This is a genomic window from Lactococcus sp. S-13 (assembly GCF_004210295.1).
Classification (GTDB): Bacteria; Bacillota; Bacilli; order Lactobacillales; family Streptococcaceae; genus Lactococcus.
Map to the genome: position 1 here is coordinate 355,847 of NZ_SDAK01000001.1, position 21,846 is coordinate 377,692.

The following is a 21,846-nucleotide window of genomic DNA, read 5'->3' on the forward strand; positions in this document are numbered from 1 at the left end:
AACCGCCTGACTGGCGGTTATGTGAATTTTTATTCTTCGTCCATTGAAAGGACAGAAAGGAAAGCTTCTTGGGGCACTTCGACGGAGCCGATGGCTTTCATGCGTTTTTTACCGGCTTTTTGTTTTTCAAGGAGTTTGCGTTTCCGTGAAATGTCTCCACCGTAACATTTGGCAAGGACGTTTTTGCGAAGCGCTTTGATGTCACTTCTAGCGACGATTTTATTACCAATGGTCGCTTGGATTGGCACTTCAAATTGTTGGCGTGGGATGAGTTTTTTGAGTTTTTCTACGATGATTTTCCCACGTTCGTAGGCAAAATCTTTGTGAACGATAAAGCTCAAAGCATCCACTTTTTCTGCGTTCAAGAGAATATCCATTTTTACCAAGTTTGATGGGCGATAATCTGAGATTTCGTAGTCAAAGCTGGCGTAGCCTTTGGTCGAGGATTTGAGTTTGTCAAAGAAATCAAAGACAATTTCGCTCAATGGAATGTGATAGATGATATTGACGCGGTTAGCATCTAAGTAGTCCATGGTTTGGAAAATCCCGCGTTTGCGTTGGGCCAATTCCATAACGGCACCGACAAATTCGTTCGGTACCATAATTTGGGCTTTGACAAAGGGTTCTTCGATATTTTCAATGCGGGTTGGGTCTGGAAATTCTGATGGGTTGGCAACTTCAAGGGTTTCGCCATCAGTAGTATTGATGTGATAAACAACGGATGGTGCGGTCATAATCAAATCAATGCCAAATTCACGCTCTAAGCGTTCTTGGATAACGTCCATATGCAGGAGTCCAAGGAAACCACAGCGGAAACCAAAGCCTAAGGCTTGCGATGTTTCTGGCTCAAAACGCAAGCTCGCATCATTGAGTTGAAGTTTTTCAAGGGCTTCACGGAGGTCATTGAATTTATTGGATTCGATGGGATAAATTCCGGCAAACACCATCGGGTTCATCTGTTTGTAACCGCTGAGTGCTTCGCTAGCTGGTTGAGTGGCTAATGTCACGGTGTCCCCAACGCGAGTATCTGCTACGGTTTTGATGGAAGCAGCGATATAGCCGACATCACCGGCCATGAGGAAGTCACGGGAAACGGCTTTTGGTGTGAAAATGCCGACTTCTGTGACGTCAAAGGTTTTTCCATTGCTCATCATTTGAATCCGGTCACCCACTTTGACAGAGCCGTCAACTAGTCGGACTTGCAAGATAACGCCACGATAGGCGTCGTAGACAGAGTCAAAAATCAGAGCTTTGAGCGGTGCGTCCACTTCGCCATGAGGGGCTGGGACTTTTTCAACGATTTGCTCCAGAATTTCTTCAATCCCGATGCCTGATTTGGCAGAGGCAAGGACAGCTTCTGAGGCATCCAGTCCAATCACGTCTTCGATTTCTTGGCGAACCATTTCGGGATCGGCGGCTGGAAGGTCAATTTTATTGATGACAGGGAGAATCTCGAGGTCATTATCGAGTGCCAAATAAACATTAGCCAGAGTTTGGGCTTCTATTCCTTGGGCTGCGTCAACGACAAGAATAGCTCCTTCACAAGCGGCAAGACTGCGTGACACTTCATAGGTAAAATCGACGTGCCCTGGGGTGTCAATCAAATGGAAAATGTATGTTTCACCGTCTTTGGCTTTATAATTGAGTTCAATGGCGTTGAGTTTGATGGTGATGCCACGTTCACGCTCTAAATCCATTGAGTCAAGGAGCTGAGCTTGCATTTCCCGTTTTGAAACGGTCTCCGTCTGCTCAAGAATGCGGTCGGCAAGCGTTGATTTTCCGTGGTCAATATGCGCGATGATACTAAAATTCCGAATTTTTTCTTTGCGCGCGTTCATTTCTTGTAGATTCATCTTGTTTCCTTTTTGCTTTTTACAGCTTTTTTAGTAGGGGTAACTTTTATCGTTAGTTGAAATAATTATATCATATTTTGATGTAAAAAACCGCTCCTCATAGGTGAGAAGCGGGGAATGTTCGGTTTTTAATTTTTGTCCTCTTGGCTCTTTCGTCAGTGATTTGGTCAATTTGTTGGAGAGAATTTACTGACGGATGCTGTTAAGCGAGAGAAATTGCTGACGAATCCTCCTAGAACATGGAGAATTTGCTGACGTAAATTTACGTCAGTATTTTTTTCTGATTAAAGCTGGTATTATCTGTGGGAAATTCTTGTTCAATCTGAGCAATCTGACCAAATTCAACGGTAACATCTTCTGTGATAAAACTTTGGGTGTGGGCACTGAATTGTTTGTCATCACTGATGAAATGGAGGTGAAAACCTGCACCAAATAGGTCAGACAGATGCTCTGGCGCCCAAATGCCAACGAGGGTTCCAGCGACATTTTCCCGAGTAAAGTAAGGCTGATCTGCCAAAATCTCCGCATAAGGTCGGGTGTTATTTGCAGGCTTGCTGCTAATCGTCATGGATTTGAAATGCCCTTTGATGACAATGGTATAGGCCGTGTTTTCAGTGGGAAATTGTGCGACGACGTTTGACAAAAATTCCTCAGAAGGTTGGCTACTGCTGTCTGTAAAAGTTTTTAGAGCCTGATGATCAACCAAAGCAACATAAGGCAAGGTTTCATCTGCTTCTACTTGGCGGACATGATTTTGCGCATCGCCGTGATAGGCAATACCGTCCCAAATAGTCACTTCGCCATTGGCTGTGTCTAAAGTGCCGATGCCTGCTGCACCGTGTTTGAGCGCTTCTGCGAGGCTAATTGTCCCTTCATAGAATCCGCCAGATAATGTTGTAAATGTATTATGTTGGAAAATTTTGCTTTTTGTCATAATTTTATTTTAGCACTTTTTCTAATTATTGGTTATTTAAAGCATTTGGAAATTTGATAAAGCAAATTTGACTTGCATTTGATATAATAATGGTTATGACAATAAAAACTTCATTTGCAAAGTTTGCTGGGAAATCTTCGCGCTTTGTCTTGGAAAAATTTTTCAAGCGTGGCTCGACTTTGCCTGGTAAAATTGCGCTCAAATTTGACCCCGAAATTCTTAAAAGCTTAACTCAAAATTATGAAATCATCGTTGTGACTGGAACAAATGGAAAAACTTTGACAACAGCTTTGACGGTGGGGATTTTGGAGAAGGCTTTCGGTCCTGTGGTGACGAATCCAACTGGAGCCAATATGATTACGGGAATTGTTTCCACTTTTTTGAAAGCTAAAAAGGCGAAAGCAGGTCAGAAAAAATTTGCCGTTTTGGAAATTGATGAGGCAAGTTTGCCTAAAATCACGGAGTATATCAAACCTTCTCTTTTTGTTTTTACCAATATCTTCCGTGATCAAATGGATCGTTATGGCGAAATTTATACGACCTATGATTTCATTGTGAAAGGGGCGGCGAATAGTCCTACTGCCACGGTGTTGCTCAATGGCGATAGTCCACTTTTCAATTCTAAAAAATTGGTGAATCCGGTGAAATATTATGGTTTCAATCATGAAAATCACGAGGGAAGTCGGGCCCACTATAACACAGAGGGTGTGGTTTGTCCAAACTGTCACCATATTTTGGCCTATAAGCTCAATACTTATGCTAACTTGGGCAATTATTTCTGTGAAAATTGTGATTTTAGTCGTCCACCGCTGGATTATCAACTGACTGAATTGTCTGAGATTACAAATACGGCTTCGAAGTTTGTAATTGATGGTCGGGCTTATCAGATCAATGTTGGCGGGCTCTATAACATCTATAATGCGCTTGCTGCTGTGGCTGTGGCTGAATATTTCAAAGTGCCACAAGAAACGATTGCTGCTGGATTTGAACTTTCTAAGGCTGTTTTTGGCCGACAAGAAACATTAGAAATTAACGGCAAAAAAGCAACCATCGTTCTCATTAAAAATCCAGTTGGTGCCAATCAGGCGCTCGAAATGATGAAATTGGCCAATTATCCGTTTAGTTTAGTTACTTTATTGAACGCCAACTATGCGGACGGTATTGATACAAGCTGGATTTGGGATGCTAATTTTGAGTTGGTTAACGACATGGCGATTGACCAAATTATCACAGGTGGGGCGCGTTCTGCTGAAATGGCACGACGGATGCGGGTCACTGGTTTTGATGCCACTAAAATCTCTGAGCGCGAAAGTCTTTCAGATATTTTGAAAGCCGTCAAAGAAAGCCCACAAGAACACGTTTATATTTTAGCGACTTATACGGCAATGCTGCAAATGCGGGAACTGCTGGCACAAGAGCATTATATTTCTGGTGAAATGAAGTAAAGTTCGCTGATTTTCACTGATGAAAGGAACTCAATGACTTATATTTCTTTACAAACAAAAAATCCTGAAAGTTATTCTTATTCGCTGAATATTGCGCATCTTTATGGCGATTTGATGAATACTTACGGCGACAATGGCAATATTTTGATGATGAAATATATTGCTGAAAAGCTCGGCGCTGCGGCAACTTTTGAAATCGTCAGTTTAGATGATGTTTTCAACCCTGATCACTATGATCTGGCCTTCTGGGGCGGGGGTCAGGATTATGAGCAAGAAATTATTGCAGAACAATCACTGACGGATTTGTCAGCACCACTGAAAGCTTATATTGAAGCGGAAAAACCGCTGCTTGCGATTTGTGGAGGTTATCAAATGTTGGGCCAATATTATGTCAATTCGGCAGGGGTCAAAATTGCTGGGACAGGCATTTTGGGACATTATACCGAAAATCTGCGAACTGACCGTTTTATTGGCGACATCGAAACACATAATGACGAATTTGGCGAAACTTACTACGGCTTTGAAAATCACTCTGGCATCACTTACCTTTCTGCTGACGAAAAGCCACTCGGACGCGTGGTTTATGGCGGCGGAAACAATCCTGATGATCATACAGAGGGTTTGATTTACAAAAATACTTTCGGTACTTATTTCCACGGGCCAATTTTGTCCAGAAATGCACGGCTGGCTTACCGCTTAGTCACTACTGCTTTACGTCAAAAATATGGACAAAATATCGATTTGCCTGCCTTTGAAAGCATTTTAGCTGACGAAGAAAAAGGACAGCAAGTCAGTGATATCAAACGCAAGGTTGAAAGATAAGTAAAAAACACAGAGCATTTGCTGACGAAATTCATTTTGATAGAAAAATCACTGACGAAAAGTCTAACTTGCTGAAAAGTGAAGAAAAAATACTGACGAATATTCTGTCAGTATTTTTTTATTTAATCTATAGATTTCAAAGCCCCTAGCATATCGACAGCCTTTAATTTGAAATGAACGACAAAGGCTAGTGAAGCCGTGGTCGCAAAGGTAATCAGAGCAGACAAGGCAAGATTGCTCCAGAGCAATCCAGGCGCAAACATAATCTGGTCAGCCGCTAGCTGGCTAATGATGAAGTGATGGAAAAAGGCACCCAGCAAAAATCCAGACCCAATCCCAATAAAACTCAGAAAAATCGTTTCACGGTAGATGTAAAAAGTGACTTCTCGATCATAAAAACCAAGTACTTTAATCGTTGATAATTCACGAATCCGTTCTGAAACATTGATATTGGTCAGATTGTAAATCACCACAATCGCCAGCAAAATAGCACAAGAAATCAAGACAAACATGACACTGTTAATCCCATGCATGAACGAATTGATGGTTGTTTTCAAATCACTGTTTTGCGAAATGCCTTTGACCACAGGTAGGCTCATCAAGTCGGTGGAAACTTGCCGCAGATGACCTGAGGTTGGATTTTTTAGTTGAGCGAGCTGGGCATTGGGCGTAAATTGCTCATCAAACGCTTGGGCGTAAGCGGATTTCGTCATGAAAATGTAGTGCCCCATATACATCTCAGTGACGCCAGCAATTTGAAGCTGATGTTTTTTATTTTCGCTGTCCAGAAATTCGGCTTGATCACCGACTTTCAAGTTCATCAGCGTGGCCAGTTTTTCAGTAATAACCACGCCTGAACCCTTAAGAAGCAACTTTTTACCTGATTGTCGGTTTTGCAGGCTGACAAATTTGGATAAATCGGCTGAATCTTGCGGCACAATCAAGCTAATCTGTTGCTTTTCACCACCGTTTTTGTGACTTAAGCTTTCAAAAACAATTGGTAAATGCCCCGTAAACTCTGTGGAATCTAGCTTTTCGGTCAGTGCTTCTTTCTGCTTGGCTGTCGACTGCTCTTTTTCAAGAACCATTAAATCATAATGCAAAATACTGCCAAATTGACGGCTGGAAAGTCCAGAAATCGAATCTCGAATCCCAAATCCCATGACCAAAAGTGCCGTACAGCCCGCCACACCAAAGATGGTCATCAACATCCGTTTTTTATAGCGAAAGAGATTGCGGGCAGTCACTTTATAAGTAAAGGCCAGCCGGTTCCAAATAAAAGGCAACCGTTCAAGCAAAATCCGAGAGCCAGCTTTGGGTACTTTGGCCAGAAAAAGTCCTGCTGGAACTTCTTTTAACTCACTACGCACCACCCAGTAAGCCGGTAAAAGGCTACAAGAAAGCGCAATTGCAAAAGCGACAATTGTCCAAAATAGTGAAAAAGTCAGACGCAACTGGCTAAAGGTTGATGACGCCGTATAAGCATTAAACACAGCAATTGGAAGCAAAGTATGTCCCAAAATCACTCCGACTAATGCACCAGACCCACTCGAAACAAATCCATAAACCAGAAATTTTTTCCGAATTGCTTGATTGGTATAACCCAGTGCTTTGAGAAGGCCCAGATTACTTCGTTCCTCCTCAACAAAACGCGTCATTGTAGTCAATGTCACAAGTAAGGCAATCGCAAACAAGACCACTGGAAAAATGTTCGACAAGCGGTCAATTCGCGTGGAATCGTCCACAAAACTCTGATAGCCTGGATTTCCTTCCTTGCGATTGTTCACGGTGTATATCGGCGCTGTTAGAGCTGCGAGCTGGGCTGCATTTGTTTTGAGTTCTGCTTGGGCGCTCTCCATTTTTGCTTGTGCTTGGGTCAACTGGGCTTCTTGGGCCTCAAGTTGAGCTTGGACTTGCGGAGCGATTGGCAGACGTTCAGCCAGTGCTGCTTTTTGCGCCTTCAATTGCTCTTGTTGAGAAGCCAATTGAATCTTTTGAGCATCGAGCTGCGCTTGAGCTTGATTAAGCTGGGCTTGTGGAGCGGATTTAAGGTCAGCTAGACGTTTTGCAGGCTGGTCTTTGAGCAAATTTTCTAAGGCTTTTTGATGCTTTTCGAGCTTTGTATCATAGGTTTGATCATACATTGATTCCTCTTGCAGATTGCGGTAACTTAAGCGGGCAATCGTGTAAAGGTCGGACTTAAAAGCTGTTTTTGGTACAAGGGCGTAGCCTGAAAGCTTCCCCGTCCCAATAGTAGTTGGGCCAAAATTATTTTTGTCCACGTATTCACTGGATTTGACAAAGCCGACGATTTTGAAACGATGATTCTTGAGTAAATCGCTCTCTTTTCCTGCGGTAAATTGAAGATTGTCGCCTAGTTTATAGTCTTTTTCATACAGATAATCAAGCGCAATTTCATTGTCAGCTTGAGGCATCTTCCCGCTCATCAGGGCGTAGGTCGAGAGTTTTTCTGGTTGAGAAAAAAGGCGCAGACTTTGAGTACTTCCTTTAACCAGGACATCACTAAAATTGCCAAATTCGATATTTTTAAGCCCAGTTGCTTGGCGAATAAGGGCTTGATCACTCGCATCTAAGCCTAAAGTTGAAGTCACTGTCAAATCAGCCAGCTGATGCTGTTTGTAAAAATGCTCAGCCGTTGCTCTCATATTAGGTCCTGAAACTTTCAGACCCACAAAGGCAAAAACGCCCAGAAGCATAAGTGAAAAAATAGAAATAAAGCGCCCTAATGAGCCGGTAATCGAGCGACGAATGGTTTTATTCAATGTTTTTTTGCGCATATCACCACTCGATTCTATCAATGGCTAGAGGTTCGGAATTTTGCTTGATGGCCTTGATTCTCCCATCATGCATCTGAATGACACGATTAGCAATAGGTGCAATGGCCGCGTTGTGAGTGACAATAATGACGGTTGTACCTTGTTTTTGCGCCATTTCTTGTAATAATTTTAAGATTTGCTTGCCTGTTTGATAATCCAAAGCCCCTGTGGGTTCATCGCAAAGCAAGATTTTGGGATTTTTGGCCAAAGCTCTGGCAATCGCCACCCTTTGCTGTTCTCCACCTGAAAGCTGTGAAGGGAAATTATGGATGCGGTGGGCTAAGCCAACATTTTCCAAGACTTCAGTGGCGTCAAGGGCATTTTCGACAATCTCAGAAGCGAGTTCGACATTTTCTTTGGCGGTTAGATTATTGACCAGATTGTAAAATTGAAAGACGAAGCCAACGGCATAACGGCGGTAAGTAATGAGTTCTTTGCTGGAAAAATGCGAGATATTTTCGCCGTCAATAATGACTTCTCCTTCGTCGCTTTTGTCCATACCGCCCAAAATATTCAAGACGGTCGACTTACCAGCTCCTGAGGAGCCGAGAATAACGGCAAGTTCCCCTTTTTCAATCTCAAAACTCACTTGATCGTTGGCATATATTTTTTCCTGACCGGATTGATAAATTTTCGATTCGTTGATAATTTTGATAAAAGACATCTGTCTTCCTTTCTGTGAAAACGCTATTATTTTCAATTATATCACAAATAAACCGCGCTAAGTCTTCAAAAAACCTTGCTATAAAGCATACAAGTCAAGGATTTGCTGACTTTTGAGTCATTGAATGTGATTTTTTCTTTGCCGACCTGCTTGAAACCGCGTCGTTCGTAAAATTGATAGGTTGAGCCGCTGTCTGTATAGAGATAAATTTGCTTGCCTTGATGAAGTTTGGCAACGTGTTCTAAAAGCTGCGTTCCAATCCCTTTTCCAGTGACCTGCGGATTGACAGCAAAGAAATTGAGTTCACCGTCAATTTGATGATGTTTAGAAAACTCAGCCAGCATTTTCTGGTTTGTCGACTGATAAATATTAGATTTTTTATAAAAAAATAATTTTTGAATGAGATTGATGAGTCTTACATAAGTTTTTCGCCAAAAATTATGATAAACTTTTGGGGAATTTTTCATATTCAATAAAAGTAATCCTACTATTTCATCTCCTTCGTAGGCAGCATAAACATGACTTGCTTCTTCGAGTTCTAAATAGAGAAAATAGCGACTATATGCCTTCAGCATTATTTTATTGCTCACGTAGTCCCGTAAATTCATTCCTTCAATGGCAAAATTCATGATTTTTTTGAAATCTTTAGATGCTAAATTTTGGATTTTTAGAGTCATTTTTTCTCCTTTATTTTTTATTATTTTATAATATTATTCTAACATAAAAAGATTCTGGATAGAAAAAATTACTGACGAATTCATTTTCGTCAGTAATTTCTCTGTTTTATTTCCAAAAATCATCAAAAACGGTAATTGGTAAGTGGCGTTTGTGCTGCGTTTTGTTCCACCAGGCTTCAATTTTCTCTTGAGCCGCTGGGGAAATTTGTTTGCCCTCAGTGTAATCATCAATGTCTCGATAAGTGACACCAAGCGCTACTTCATCCGCCAAGCCCGGTTTGCCGTCTTCGAGGTCAGCTGTTGGAACTTTTTCATAAATGGCTGGATCAGCACCAAGCTCCGCAAGGAGCGCTTTGCCTTGGTGTTTATTCAAGCGGAAAAGGGGCAACAAATCTGCGCCTCCGTCACCAAATTTAGTGAAAAACCCAGTGATATTTTCGGCTGCATGGTCTGTTCCAAGTACTGCGCCTTGATAATCGCCAGCCACAGCGTACTGCGTAATCATGCGTTGACGCGCTTTGATATTTCCTTTGTTAAAGTCAGAAATCTCAAGTCCAGCAGTCTTCAAGGCTTCCACTTGACCATCCACAGCGGCTTTGATATTAACCGCAAGACTCACATCAGGTTGAATAAATTCAAGCGCACGCTGAGCATCCACTTCATCAGCTTGCACACCATAAGGTAAGCGCACAGCGATAAATTTGTAAGTGTCATCGCCCGTTTCTTCTCTGATTTCTTCAATCGCAAGCTGCGCCAAACGACCAGCCAAGCTCGAATCTTGCCCCCCTGAAATCCCCAAAACAAAAGCTTTGATGAAAGGATATTTCTTCAGGTAATCTTTCAAAAAATCAATAGAAATACGAATTTCTTCTTTAGGATCAATGCTTGGTTTCACGCCAAGTTCTTTGATAATTTCTTCTTGTAATGTCATTTTCTCTTCTTTCTTAAATGATAGAATTACGTCAGTAAATTCTCTGCTGGCGCAGTGTCCGTCAGTATTTTCTCTAGCAAAAATCAGCTTTCGTCAGCAAATTTTCACTCAAAAACTTTACTCATATAAAATTCGTCAGTGAATTCTCCGTCCACACACATGGCTGCTTTGCGGACGCCTTCGATTTCAAAACCGCTTTTTTGATAAAGGGCAATCGCTGCATAATTCTTGGTGATGACGGTTAATTCTAAACGCTTAATGCCCTTATCTTTGGCCCATTCATCGAGCAAAATGAAAAATTGCCCGCCGATGCCCTGATGCTGGAAGTCTTCCAAGATTCCCACAACGATATAGGCCATATGCTCAATGCGATGAGTGTGGCCTCGTTTTGCCGAAAGGTAACCAATCAATTTTCCATCAACTTCAGCACCAATCAAAAAGTCAAAACGAGAAATCTGTCCAATTGTCTGACTCAAATCAAATTTTCGTTCCTCAGGCTCCAAGAGCATGAATTTCGTTTCGGTGTCCAACTGCTTTTGCAACTCCCAGAGCGCTCTAGCATCAGATAAATCAATTCTTCTTATTCTCATTCTTTTTCGTCCAATCTGATCATCGAAACTTTTGTGCGCACCTGCGAAATCAGGCGCATCTTGTGATTCCAAAGTTCTTGCGATAAATCTACTGGATAAGGCTGCGGATTGAGATCACGTTTGTATTCGTCCCAAAGCTCATCCAAATTTTCCCGAGCAAAAGCTTTAATTTCCTGCAAATCTGGCAATTGATAAACCAGCTCTCCATCAACAAAAATATCTTCTAACAAGGGTTTCGCATTGTAATCCCGAACATTTTTATTGATATAAGTGTAAAGAGGGTGGAACATATAGATTTCCTCCGCCAAATCAGGACGCTCATCACTAAAAGTGATATAATCTCCCTCAGATTTACCACCAACTTTTCTGGTGATGCGCCAAACTTGCTTCTTGCCTGGCGTTGAAACCTTCTCGGCATTGCTGGATAATTTAATCGTATCCCGCATTTCGCCGGCTTCATCTTCCATTGACACCAACTTGTACACCGCACCCAGCGCAGGTTGATCATAGGCCGTAATCAATTTTGTCCCTACACCCCAAACATCAATCTTTGCTTTTTGCATCTTCAAAGATAAAATCGTATTTTCATCCAAATCATTAGACGCATAGATTTTTGCCTCTGTAAAGCCCGCTTCATCCAACTGCTGGCGGACTTTTTTGGAAATATAAGCCATATCGCCCGAGTCAATGCGCACTCCTAGGAAGTTGATTTTATCACCAAATTCACGAGCGACTTTGATTGCGGAAGGCACGCCGACCCGTAAAGTATCATAAGTGTCTACGAGAAAAACACAGTCCTTGTGTGTTGATGCATATGCTTTGAAAGCTTCATAGTCGTTGCCATAACTCTGCACCAAGGCGTGAGCGTGCGTTCCACTGGCTTTCAAACCGAAAATCTTCGCCGCACGTACATTTGAAGTAGCATCCGCGCCACCAATCACCGCAGCACGCGTTCCCCAAATCGCCGCATCCATTTCTTGCGCACGACGCGTTCCAAATTCTAAGAGTGGATCATCGCCGATGACCGACTTAATCCGCGCTGCTTTTGTGGCAATCAAGGTCTGGAAATTGATAATGTTTAAAAGTGCAGTTTCCACCAATTGACACTCGGCAAGCGAGCCTTCCACTTGCACCAAAGGTTCATTAGCAAATGCCAATTGCCCCTCGCGCATCGCACGCACACGCCCCCGAAAACGCAAATCTTTCAAATAATTTAGAAAATCCTCAGGATAATCTAATTCGCGCAAAAAAGCAATATCAGTTTCTGAAAATCTGAGTTTTTTCAAATAATCAACCATTCGCTCCAAACCAGCAAAAACCGCATAACCATTTTTAAAAGGCAACTCGCGGAAAAAAACCTCAAAAACCGCTTGGCGATTGTGACGACCCAGTTCAAAATAAGTTTGCATCATATTGATTTGATATAAGTCCGTGTGTAAGGTCAGACTATCGTCTTGATAAAGATGTGGCATATTTCCTCCGTAATTCACTCCGTGAATCTCCTGATTTTAACACATTTCTAACCTATATTTTATCAAAAATTGTCTCAAATTTATAGTATCAGCCTTTTCTAAAAAAACAAAAGAAAATTTACTGACGAAACTAAATTTTAATCAGAAAAAATACTGACGTATTTGATTTTTCCAGGTGGAAAGATTTCCACTAAAAATGCAAAATATAAAAAATAAAAACCGCATCATACCGCGGTTTTTTTCTTTACCTCAACTCATGAAAATCATGCAAATTCAAAACTTTTAGCACAAATAATTTGTGGATTTTGCCAAACTTGAATGACCAATAACTTCTCTCCATTGTAAGCACAGAACCCTTACGACTAAGTTAAAGGATTTCTTAGTCAGTACTTTTGGGTCTGAATTGCCCTAACTAAATCATATAATAAACAAGCCATTTGCTGTCTCTCTTTTTCATTTTGAGTAAACTCCAAATTACCTTCCTGTAGCAGAGCGCTTGTCACATCATCCTGGTTAGAAGATTTCCTATATTCTTCTTCTGCCCTGATAAAATATGGCCCACTTTGACTTGCAAGAGATTCATCTGCTTCACTCAAATAATGATATTTTTCGGCATACGCATGCACCAGCTTATCATAAGTTGGATATATTCCATAACCTTGGATTGTCTGTCCAACTGTAGAACCTTGTACCGTTGTGACAGCTTGCTCGGTTTTAATCATTTCTTCAAGAGTTTCTTTTTTATCTTTTAAATTATCTATATCTGTGCTGAGGGAGATTTGAGTTTGTTGTTTCATTGAAATATCTGTATCCATTTTACTAGTATTATCACGCACACTCTTTTCATTCTCTTTAGCACTTGAAAGTGAAGTCTCTGCAACAGATAATTCCCTTTGAAGCTTAGATAATTTTTCTGCATCTTTGTTATATTTAGAAGTATTGGACACAAAATTATTTTTACTAGATACCTTTATAGGTTGAAAATAACCGATTGAAAAAAATATCGCTGCTATGCTCACAGCACACATCCCTACAATAATTCGATATTTGGTAGGAGTAGCCCTAATAAAATCTTTTAAATTACTTTCCCCTTTTTTACTTAATTTATCAGTCTTCACATCTTGTTTACTAATCTTTCTATTTTTAACCATTGTTCTCTCCTTTTTCAAACTAACACCAACATTTACTTTTATTTTCTTAAATATAACTTAATTTCTTAAAAAAGTATAACATATTAAAACTATATTTGCTATAAGTGAATTGTATATATATCCATTTCTCTCTCTTTTTTAGTATCTTCTCTAATATGAGACGGCGTATCCTACTAGCTACGTAAAGATAGACCAGTAAGAAATGTTGGCGAAGTGCTACAGATCTATTTGATTAGATCAAGCGTAACAGTGATGATTACACCATTACTTATTTTCATATTTTGTATTTTCTCTATAATATCTAATAAATCACTGAACAACTTACCTTGGACGACTATTTGTATATTAGCTGTCACTGTCGCTACATTGCTCTTCAGAGAAAATAAAATCATAACTACCGGTTTTCACGGGTGGTTATGATTAAAAAATGAAAAAACCAAGGACTTTTGACAGTTCCTCGGCTTATGTGGTGAGCAATGCTTATTCCTGTTTTTCGCTCAATCGTCTTGCAAAAAGTATCCCCTGATTTTTAATTACTGCAACAAAATATAAAATTGAGTTCGTTCAACAGTAGCGCCTGTAAATTTTTTCAGTTCCTGCCTCTTTCAAAGTTTCAATTTGATGTTCCAATGTTTGTTGCAATGTGCTAACACGTGCATATCCGATTTTCATCTTTTCCCTTCCGCTTATAACCCTAAGTTAAGAGCCGCTCTTTTCCTTTAAATATAACACATAAAAAACGCTCACAACTTAACAGTTGTGAGCTGATTTGTTTGTATACATATCCGCTTATTTGCTATCAATCCAAATGTTTAAGCAGCGTACCAAATTGTTAATGTAGCATCATCATCCTCTGAATCGCAAGATTGAATAGTAATCACTGGCTCTCCTATTGATAAGCTGTTATAAGCATTTTCGTCGTTTGTAACACCACTCATGACATTATAAACTGTATATGTTTGATTATTTACTATAATCTTTGAACCTACAGCTACCTCTCGTACATCTATACCAATTTGGCCTTTTCTTTCAGCTAAAAGATGTAAGTGCTCTGTATAATCAAGCCACTGATAAACATATTCATCTGCAGGGACATGTCCTAGACCAGAAACCCCCCTAATATCGTAATGCTTCCCATTGAAGTTTAAACCCTCTGAACTTTGAATCGTAGTTTTTGGAAGGGAGGATTCAATTTGATCTTTTTCATTTACTTGATTCTTCGCTTGCTCTTGCGAGGAAGTATTTGACTTTGAAGAATGGGAGTCAGATGTGGAAACATCTTTTTTGTCACTTTTAATTGTAACTGATTTTAAGCTAGGCTGTGTCTCATGAAGTTCATGTGCTTTTAATTGATTAGCAATTGAAAGCTTATGAACTATAAATATTGAGCCAGCAGTCACTGCTAACAAACTTAAAGCTACCTTTTTAATAATCATTATTCAACCTTTCTTACATTGCACCTGATAAATACGGCTTATATACTTAGCAGCCTTTGGCTATTACCTAAAATGTTAGTTTATCAGTATCGATTATCCGAGTTTGGTACAGAGTAGAGGTTATATAGGTAGTCTATTTACCTTTTCCCTCAATAAATCTTAATAATGAATTTTCAACGAACAACTCTCATCTATTTCTTACTTTACACTAATAATTTTATCATATAGTCTGAAACCTAACAAGACAAAATGCTCGCCTTAACAAGATGTACAACATTTATAATCATTTTGTGTTTTGGAAGAAAATAAAAAAGAATTATAGTAATTTAATAAAATTGAATCAGTCATTCTATTACAGCGAGGGTCAATTGGACTAGTATCAAATAACTAGAGTGAAAAAGAGAAAGTAATCTCATAAAAAGATTCACAAATATAAAGTTATGAGCTAATATATTTGTCACTTTTTGACCAAGATGCACCTGCGTAAAAATCGGTTTGAGCAAATGACCAGATAACCACCTAGAGGGCCGTGGTTCCTCTTATTATGGGCAATATTGCTAAAATGAAAAACAAGAGTAAAATAACATAATGAAAAATTTTTCTTTTTTCATTACTATTTTTGTACCCTTGCCTAAAACGAGAAAATAATATTATTAAAACAACAGATAGTAAAAAATATTCATGATTATTTTAAATTATATCACATTTAAACCATAGACTGGCATATGCACAATAATTAAGGTAGATATAAATTCTGCCTGAAGTCAAATATGCATTGATTTATCTGCCGCCTCTGTATTTTAGCCGCTGCAACAAGAGCTAATACACCAATGGTAGACATTGTTTCAACACCTACAGCTGTGACTGCAACAGCTATACCGACAACTACTACTCATTTTGAAAACTCTCTAAATAAAACTGATTAGTTTGCATGGATTGCGACATACCCACACAGCTATGTTACAATATAAAAATGTAGATATTCATCTCATTTCTCAAAGGCTTGGGCATCGCTCTATCAAAATAACGCCCTACGTCTATGCTCATATGATGAAAGAGTATCGGTTCAACGAAGATGGAAAAATTAAAAACATCTTCGAGGAGTTGAATAACAGCATTATCGCCAGAAAAAAGTGATTTGGCACAAATTTGGCATATTCACAAGAAAAAGGAGAAAAAAGCCCTTATGAATAGAGGCTCTAGAAAAAAAGTTGGAATTCTGGGCGGGAACTTCAATCCCGTTCATCACGCCCACCTAATGGTTGCTGATCAAGTCGCTCAACAAATGCAACTTGACCAAGTATTACTCATGCCCGAAAACATCCCGCCGCATATCGATGAAAAAACAACGATTTCACCAGAACATCGCGTCAAAATGTTAGAACTTGCCATCGCCGACAACCCACGCCTCTCCCTCGAACTCAGCGAAATTGAACGTGGTGGAAAATCTTATACCTATGACAGTTTAAAATTTCTCACCGAAAAAAATCCCACCACCGATTATTATTTCATCATCGGCAGCGACATGGTGGACTATTTGCCCAAATGGTACAAAATTGAAGAACTGCTCAAAATGGTTCACTTTATCGCGATTAAACGCAATGAAACCGTCCAAGAGAGCCTTTACCCTGTCACTTGGCTCAATGTACCTCTTCTCCCCATTTCCAGCACCATGATTCGGGAAATGATTGAAAACAAGATTGCCCCTACTTACCTTCTTCCCCAAAACGTCCTCAACTACATCAACGAAACAAAAATTTATCAAAAAAAGCACGATTAACGTGCTTTTTTCTTTGGACAATGCCTTTTTGATCCCACTTTCAAACCTCCAGATTCAAAACCTCTTGGGCGTAAATGGATTGGTTGCCATTTAAGACATAGGCGATGGTCATGATTGGCAAAATATACTGCACCGAACCAAAGCCAAAGACTTCTGCTGCGATAAAAATTGGGCCAAAATAACTATTTGTCGCTGCTGAAAAGATAGAGACGTAGCCAGCTGCTGCCATCAATTCCACAGGTAAGCCCAAAAGAAGCGCTAAAGTGGCTCCCAAGGTTGAACCAATCGCAAAAAGCGGAGTTACTTCCCCCCCTTGAAAGCCAGCCGCAATCGTTAGCACCGTGAACACTAATTTCAAAAGCCAATCATAGGTGTGAATCTGTCCACCATTAAAGCTCAAAGCAATCAAATTTGTCCCCAAACCAGCGTAACGATCCAAATGGATAAACAATAAACCTGCGCTCAAAATAAGTCCCATTATGAAAATTCGTTGGTAAGGATTTGACATTTTTTCAGCAAATCTTTTCTTCAAATAAGCTAGACTTTGAGCAAAAAGACGTCCGACTAAACCAAAACAAATCGCAACCAAGAGCAGCTTTACAAGGTTCAATGGATCTAGCGTTATTTTTGTGGAAACCAAAAAAGAAAATTTTTCTAAGCCCAACCAGTGCGACGTTCCACTTGCCACATAAGCTCCCAAGAGCGCTGGCATCAGCGCGCGATATTCAATTTTCCCCAGCATCAAGATTTCAATAGCGAAAAATGCTGCTGCGATTGGCGTCTGGAAAAGTCCCGCAAAACCAGCCGCCATCCCTGTGATAAGCAAGATTTTTTGTGCTTCTTTATCCGATAACCATTTGCCAAAAGTATGGCCAATCACACCGCCAATTTGTACCGCAACCCCTTCACGTCCAACGCTCGCTCCAAATAAATGTGACAGCCAAGTTGAAAAGATAATCAAAGGAACCAAGCGCTTAGGAAGCTCCTTACGCCCATGATTTCCCGCCTCAAAAATCAGCCCCATCCCTTTTTGACTTTCTTTGCCAAAATGCTGATAAAAGTAGATAATCACAAGCCCTGCAACCGCCAAAAAAGGCAGTAAATATACGGCATGATTGTCGCGAAAAGCCGTAATCGCAATCAATACACGACCAAAAAGTGCATCCACCGCACCAACAATCCCCCCAATAATCACCGCCAAAAAAAGGGATAAAAGCGTCGCTCGTGATATTGTAATTTTAAAAAAATTCATTCCTAATAAACTCCTCATTTTCTCATTATTTCCTGTGTTTTTCCAAAACAAAAGGCGCTACAAACAAGACTGCTCAAAAACAGCCTTTTGTTTGTAGGCGCCATCAGTTGATTTTATCAGAAAAATCAGCGGTTTTGGGAGTGCACCATTCCCATTTATCTTATTATTCTACTCTTTAGTCAAAAAATTTGCAAGGAAAAACTTAATCACGCATTCCGTTTTCTTTTTGAATTTTTTTGAGCTTCTCAGGAGTTACATCTTCGCCAGTTTTTTCGTCAATCACTTTGATTGTTTCTACTTGCGAGCGAAAATTTGCTTTGACGCTGTCAATGTAGATTCGGCGCAAAGTTGCTTGCTCTGCCAGCTCTTCTGACGTCAGTCCCTCTGCTTTTTTCTTCCGCGCTAACGCGTTGATGCGCGCGATTTGTTCATTTGTAATTGCCATTATACTAAAATCCTTTTGTCAATTCTTAAAAAATGACGGACAGATGGGAGAATTTACTGACGCTTTTTTCATCAGATTTACGTCAGTAAATTCTCCCATCAAATCAGATATTTCACGAATCCGTCAGTAAAATTTCTCACTTTTTAGTTCAATCAGTCTTTATTTTGTGTTAATCAAACTAAAATCAGCCAAACTTCCTGTCAAAACAACAACTTGCGCAAGTAAAGCCAAGCGGTTTTCACGAACCCGCTCATTTTCCACCATGACCATAACATTTTCAAAGAAGAGTTCAATTGCTGGTGCTAATCCATGCACAATTGTTCTAAATTTGAGCTCGCAAGTCATCTCTGCCCAATCCTCTTGCAAGGCATCAATCGCATCATAGAGTTTTTGCTCTGCTTCAGATTCAAAGAAAACAGGATCTACTTTTCCAATTTCAGTGGCTTTTTTCACCAAATTGATTGTCCGTGACACATTTTCAATCGCTGGTTTAAATGGCTCATGAAGTTTGTGTGAATCAATCACAAAAGCTGCTTCCATCATATTGGCAATATCAAACTTAGAACCATTGATTGCTGCTTCTACAATGTCATAACGATCCAATTTTTCCAACAAGATTTTTTGCACACGCGCTTTCACAAAATCCAAAAGTTCCGCATGATTTTCACCAGTAAATTGATCAATAAAAGCTGCAAAATCAAAGCGCCAGTTCATTTTCTCGATAATTCGAGTCAGCCCTTGCACCGCACGACGCAAAGCATAAGGGTCGTTTGATCCAGAAGGAATCAAGCCCACATTAAAGAACGAAAGTACTGAGTCAATCTTGTCTACCGCCGCAAGCACGCTGCCAACTTTTGTTTCAGGCAAAGCACCTTCGGCTGAAGTTGGCATATAATGTTCCCGAATCGCCGCCGCAACGTTCGCATTTTCACCTGCTAAAAGGGCATATTTTTCACCCATCACCCCTTGCAATTCATCAAATTCACCGACCATTCCTGTCAAAAGGTCAAATTTGTAAATTTCAGCAGCACGTGCAACATCAGCTTTCTCAGTAGCTGTCAATCCTGCAATCTCTGCGAGGCGTGCCGCTACTTCTTTAGTGCGAGCCATGTGTTCTGTGATCGAACCAATTTTGGCATGGAAAGTCACTTTAGAAAGTTTGGCAACGAGATCTTCAATCTTGAGTTTTTGGTCTTCCTTCCAGAAAAATTCTGCATCTTCCAGACGAGCGACCAAGACTTTTTCATTTCCAAGCACGACATTTTCGATATGTTCAGCATTCCCGTTACGAACAGAGATAAAGTTTGGGGCCAATTCTCCATTTTGATTATAAACTTCAAAGTAACGTTGATTATCCCGCATTGAAGTCACCAAAACTTCCGCTGGAACAGACAAATATTTCGGATCAAAAGCACCAACAAAAGCTGTCGGATATTCGACAATATTGTTCACTTCTTCCAATAAATCTTTGTGTAAAGTCACTTGCCATTGATTTTCTGCAGCCAAGGCCAAGATTTGTGCTGAAATTTCTGCTTTACGATGTTCTGCATCAACCATCACAAAATACTCAGGCAATTTGCTAGCATACTCAGAAGCATTTTCCAGTTCAATTTCAACATCCGCAAGAAAACGATGTCCACGTGAAAAACGATCCGCTGTCACATCCAGCAAGTCAAAGGCAATCACTTCATTTTCCAAAAGGGAAACGAGCCACTGGATTGGACGTACAAAGAGAAAATCATTATTGCCCCACTTCATGTAGGTCGAGAAAGTCATTTTCGAAATAACTTCCGCCCCGATTTTAGCAAGTAAATCGCTCGCTTTGACACCCTCAATATGTTTTTTAGCAAAATAATAATCGCCATTGAGTACTAAGTCATCTGGAGTTACCCCTTGTCCACGCGAGAAGCCTTGAATTGCTTTTGACCAATTTCCTTCAGAATCTTTAGCAATTTTAGCTGAAGGCCCTTTGACTTCTTCATCAATTGCTTCCGATTGCTCTGCCAATCCTTCGACAAGGACAGTCAAGCGACGAGGTGTTGAAAATTTCACAATTTGGTCAAATTGCAAACGATTTTCATTCAAGAAGGCTGTCATCCGCTCTGCCAATTGATTGATTGAAGGAGTCACCAAGTGTGCAGGAACTTCTTCCAGACCGATTTCAAGTAAGTAATTTGCCATTATTTTTCATCTCCTTCTACAACCTTAGTGTATTTCCCATTTTTACCCAGATATTTTTCACGCAAAACTTCATCTTTAAGCAAAGGGAAACCGAGCTTCGCACGTTCTTCGATGAAAGTTTTTGCCACTTTACGCGCCATTGTACGCACACGATGCATATAACCTGCACGCTCCGTTACAGACACTGCCCCACGCGCATCAAGCAAATTAAAGGTGTGTGAAGATTTCAAGATATAGTCATAAGCCGGATGAACCAAACCTTTATCCAATAAAGTCAAGGCTTCTTGCTCATATTCACCAAACAACTGAAGCAAAAGTTCTTGATTTGATTCCTCAAAAGCGAATTTTGAATGTTCGTACTCAGGTTCTTTGAAAATATCACCATATGCCACGCCATTTCCCCATTCGAGATCATAAACATCATCCACTTCTTGCACAACAGTTGCAATCCGTTCAAGACCGTAGGTAATTTCACTGGTCACAGAATCAACTTCAATCCCACCGACTTGTTGGAAGTAAGTAAATTGGGTACATTCTTGCCCGTCAATCCAAACTTCCCAACCGATACCAGCACAGCCCATTGACGGATTTTCCCAGTTATCCTCAACAAAACGGATGTCGTGTTCAAGGGCATCAATTCCAAGCGCAGCCAAACTTTGCAGATAGAGTTCTTGAATATTTTTAGGCGAAGGTTTCAAAACCACTTGAAATTGGTGGTGTTGGAAAAGTCGGTTTGGATTTTCCCCGTAACGTCCATCAGCAGGACGACGTGAAGGCTGCACATACGCTGCGCCCCAAGGCTCAGGGCCATTTGAGCGCAAGAAAGTATAAGGACTCATTGTCCCAGCACCCACTTCGTTGTCGTAAGCTTGCATCAAGTTTGCGCCTTGCTTAGACCAGAAGCCTTGCAAAGTCAAGATGATGTCTTGAAATGATAATTTATTATCTGCCATTGTTTCCTCCAAAATTCAAAAAAACCGTAATTCACACACTCCTCATGATAATCAAAATCATGACAAAGGGTGCAAATGCACGGTTCCACCTTTATTTTTTACTTCATTGTGTAATTACGATTTAAACTGAGCCATTTTCATTCTCGAACTTTCACTATCTCCGAGTCGCTTTATACTAAAGTATAATCTTTATTTGATAAAAAGTCAAAAGAAAATAAACTTAGTATATGTGCCTGTCTTTTAGTTAGAGCCTGAAATGCCCAATAATCAAACTAAAAAGAATAGAGAACATTGAGTAATTTCGCAAATTCTTGCTTGCTCAACGAAGGTGTTTGCGCGCCCTCTTTTTATTTCCGTTTTTTTAACCGAGTTAATTATCTCTCATTAATTTTACTATAAAGATATTCTTCTCCATCCATATTA

Annotated in this window: 19 protein-coding genes and 1 riboswitch; of the genes, 4 read left to right on the forward strand and 15 right to left on the reverse strand. The window is 40.2% G+C overall.

The window, feature by feature from the left end:
- Positions 1 to 29: 29 nt before the first annotated feature.
- Positions 30 to 1,853, reverse strand: a complete 1,824-nt coding sequence (lepA, locus tag EQJ87_RS01790) for a translation elongation factor 4 (protein WP_130123069.1) — start codon at positions 1,851 to 1,853, stop codon at positions 30 to 32.
- 262 nt (positions 1,854 to 2,115) lie between these two features.
- Complete coding sequence (locus EQJ87_RS01795) at positions 2,116 to 2,787, reverse strand: acetolactate decarboxylase (protein WP_130123070.1); 672 nt, start codon at positions 2,785 to 2,787, stop codon at positions 2,116 to 2,118.
- 95 nt (positions 2,788 to 2,882) lie between these two features.
- Between EQJ87_RS01795 and murT the strand changes: the two genes are divergently transcribed.
- Positions 2,883 to 4,232 carry a lipid II isoglutaminyl synthase subunit MurT gene (gene murT, locus EQJ87_RS01800; protein ID WP_130123071.1) on the forward strand — a complete coding sequence of 450 codons (1,350 nt, stop codon included), beginning with the start codon at positions 2,883 to 2,885 and terminating at the stop codon, positions 4,230 to 4,232.
- A gap of 33 nt (positions 4,233 to 4,265) precedes the next feature.
- Positions 4,266 to 5,054: a lipid II isoglutaminyl synthase subunit GatD gene (gene gatD / locus EQJ87_RS01805; RefSeq protein WP_130123072.1), complete on the forward strand. Its 789-nt coding sequence runs from the start codon at positions 4,266 to 4,268 to the stop codon at positions 5,052 to 5,054.
- Positions 5,055 to 5,176: 122 nt separating this feature from the next.
- On the opposite strand, the gene EQJ87_RS01810 is transcribed toward gatD, so the two are convergent.
- The 9 genes from EQJ87_RS01810 to EQJ87_RS01855 all read right to left on the reverse strand — a co-directional run bounded on the left by EQJ87_RS01810 (position 5,177) and on the right by EQJ87_RS01855 (position 14,812).
- A complete protein-coding gene (locus EQJ87_RS01810) occupies positions 5,177 to 7,852 on the reverse strand; it encodes an FtsX-like permease family protein (RefSeq protein ID WP_130123073.1) in 2,676 nt (891 codons plus the stop codon).
- 1 nt (position 7,853) lies between these two features.
- On the reverse strand, positions 7,854 to 8,555 hold the full coding sequence (locus EQJ87_RS01815; RefSeq protein WP_130123074.1) for an ABC transporter ATP-binding protein: 702 nt from the start codon (positions 8,553 to 8,555) through the stop codon (positions 7,854 to 7,856).
- A 65-nt stretch (positions 8,556 to 8,620) separates the two neighbouring features.
- Positions 8,621 to 9,232, reverse strand: a complete 612-nt coding sequence (locus EQJ87_RS01820; RefSeq protein ID WP_130123075.1) for a GNAT family N-acetyltransferase — start codon at positions 9,230 to 9,232, stop codon at positions 8,621 to 8,623.
- A 106-nt stretch (positions 9,233 to 9,338) separates the two neighbouring features.
- Positions 9,339 to 10,163, reverse strand: a complete 825-nt coding sequence (gene nadE, locus EQJ87_RS01825) for an ammonia-dependent NAD(+) synthetase (protein WP_130123076.1) — start codon at positions 10,161 to 10,163, stop codon at positions 9,339 to 9,341.
- Between the two features lie 104 nt (positions 10,164 to 10,267).
- Positions 10,268 to 10,753: a GNAT family N-acetyltransferase gene (locus tag EQJ87_RS01830; RefSeq protein WP_130124562.1), complete on the reverse strand. Its 486-nt coding sequence runs from the start codon at positions 10,751 to 10,753 to the stop codon at positions 10,268 to 10,270.
- Positions 10,750 to 12,225, reverse strand: a complete 1,476-nt coding sequence (locus tag EQJ87_RS01835; protein ID WP_130124561.1) for a nicotinate phosphoribosyltransferase — start codon at positions 12,223 to 12,225, stop codon at positions 10,750 to 10,752. The genes EQJ87_RS01830 and EQJ87_RS01835 overlap by 4 nt, the downstream gene beginning before the upstream one ends.
- A gap of 383 nt (positions 12,226 to 12,608) precedes the next feature.
- On the reverse strand, positions 12,609 to 13,376 hold the full coding sequence (locus tag EQJ87_RS01840) for a hypothetical protein (RefSeq protein WP_130123077.1): 768 nt from the start codon (positions 13,374 to 13,376) through the stop codon (positions 12,609 to 12,611).
- 564 nt (positions 13,377 to 13,940) lie between these two features.
- On the reverse strand, positions 13,941 to 14,048 hold the full coding sequence (locus EQJ87_RS01850) for a recombinase family protein (RefSeq protein WP_370449752.1): 108 nt from the start codon (positions 14,046 to 14,048) through the stop codon (positions 13,941 to 13,943).
- 140 nt (positions 14,049 to 14,188) lie between these two features.
- A complete protein-coding gene (locus EQJ87_RS01855) occupies positions 14,189 to 14,812 on the reverse strand; it encodes a hypothetical protein (RefSeq protein WP_130123078.1) in 624 nt (207 codons plus the stop codon).
- 927 nt (positions 14,813 to 15,739) lie between these two features.
- On the opposite strand from EQJ87_RS01855, the gene EQJ87_RS01860 reads away from it, so the two are divergent.
- Entirely contained in the window at positions 15,740 to 15,949 is a 210-nt protein-coding gene (locus EQJ87_RS01860) for a tyrosine-type recombinase/integrase (protein WP_255411615.1), read from the forward strand.
- Positions 15,950 to 15,998: 49 nt separating this feature from the next.
- Positions 15,999 to 16,592, forward strand: a complete 594-nt coding sequence (locus tag EQJ87_RS01865) for a nicotinate-nucleotide adenylyltransferase (RefSeq protein WP_130123080.1) — start codon at positions 15,999 to 16,001, stop codon at positions 16,590 to 16,592.
- 40 nt (positions 16,593 to 16,632) lie between these two features.
- Here the strand turns inward: EQJ87_RS01865 and EQJ87_RS01870 are convergent, their stop codons facing one another.
- The 4 genes from EQJ87_RS01870 to glyQ all read right to left on the reverse strand — a co-directional run bounded on the left by EQJ87_RS01870 (position 16,633) and on the right by glyQ (position 21,423).
- Positions 16,633 to 17,844: a chloride channel protein gene (locus EQJ87_RS01870; protein WP_130123081.1), complete on the reverse strand. Its 1,212-nt coding sequence runs from the start codon at positions 17,842 to 17,844 to the stop codon at positions 16,633 to 16,635.
- Positions 17,845 to 17,931: 87 nt separating this feature from the next.
- A riboswitch (Fluoride riboswitch) is annotated at positions 17,932 to 18,006 on the reverse strand.
- 40 nt (positions 18,007 to 18,046) lie between these two features.
- The gene (locus tag EQJ87_RS01875; protein WP_130123082.1) at positions 18,047 to 18,289 is read right to left on the reverse strand and encodes a DUF896 domain-containing protein; all 243 of its coding nucleotides are present in this window, start codon (positions 18,287 to 18,289) and stop codon (positions 18,047 to 18,049) included.
- A gap of 159 nt (positions 18,290 to 18,448) precedes the next feature.
- Positions 18,449 to 20,470: a glycine--tRNA ligase subunit beta gene (gene glyS / locus EQJ87_RS01880; protein ID WP_130123083.1), complete on the reverse strand. Its 2,022-nt coding sequence runs from the start codon at positions 20,468 to 20,470 to the stop codon at positions 18,449 to 18,451.
- Complete coding sequence (glyQ, locus tag EQJ87_RS01885) at positions 20,470 to 21,423, reverse strand: glycine--tRNA ligase subunit alpha (RefSeq protein ID WP_130123084.1); 954 nt, start codon at positions 21,421 to 21,423, stop codon at positions 20,470 to 20,472. Before glyQ ends, glyS begins: the two co-directional genes overlap by 1 nt.
- Between the last annotated feature and the right edge of the window lie 423 nt (positions 21,424 to 21,846).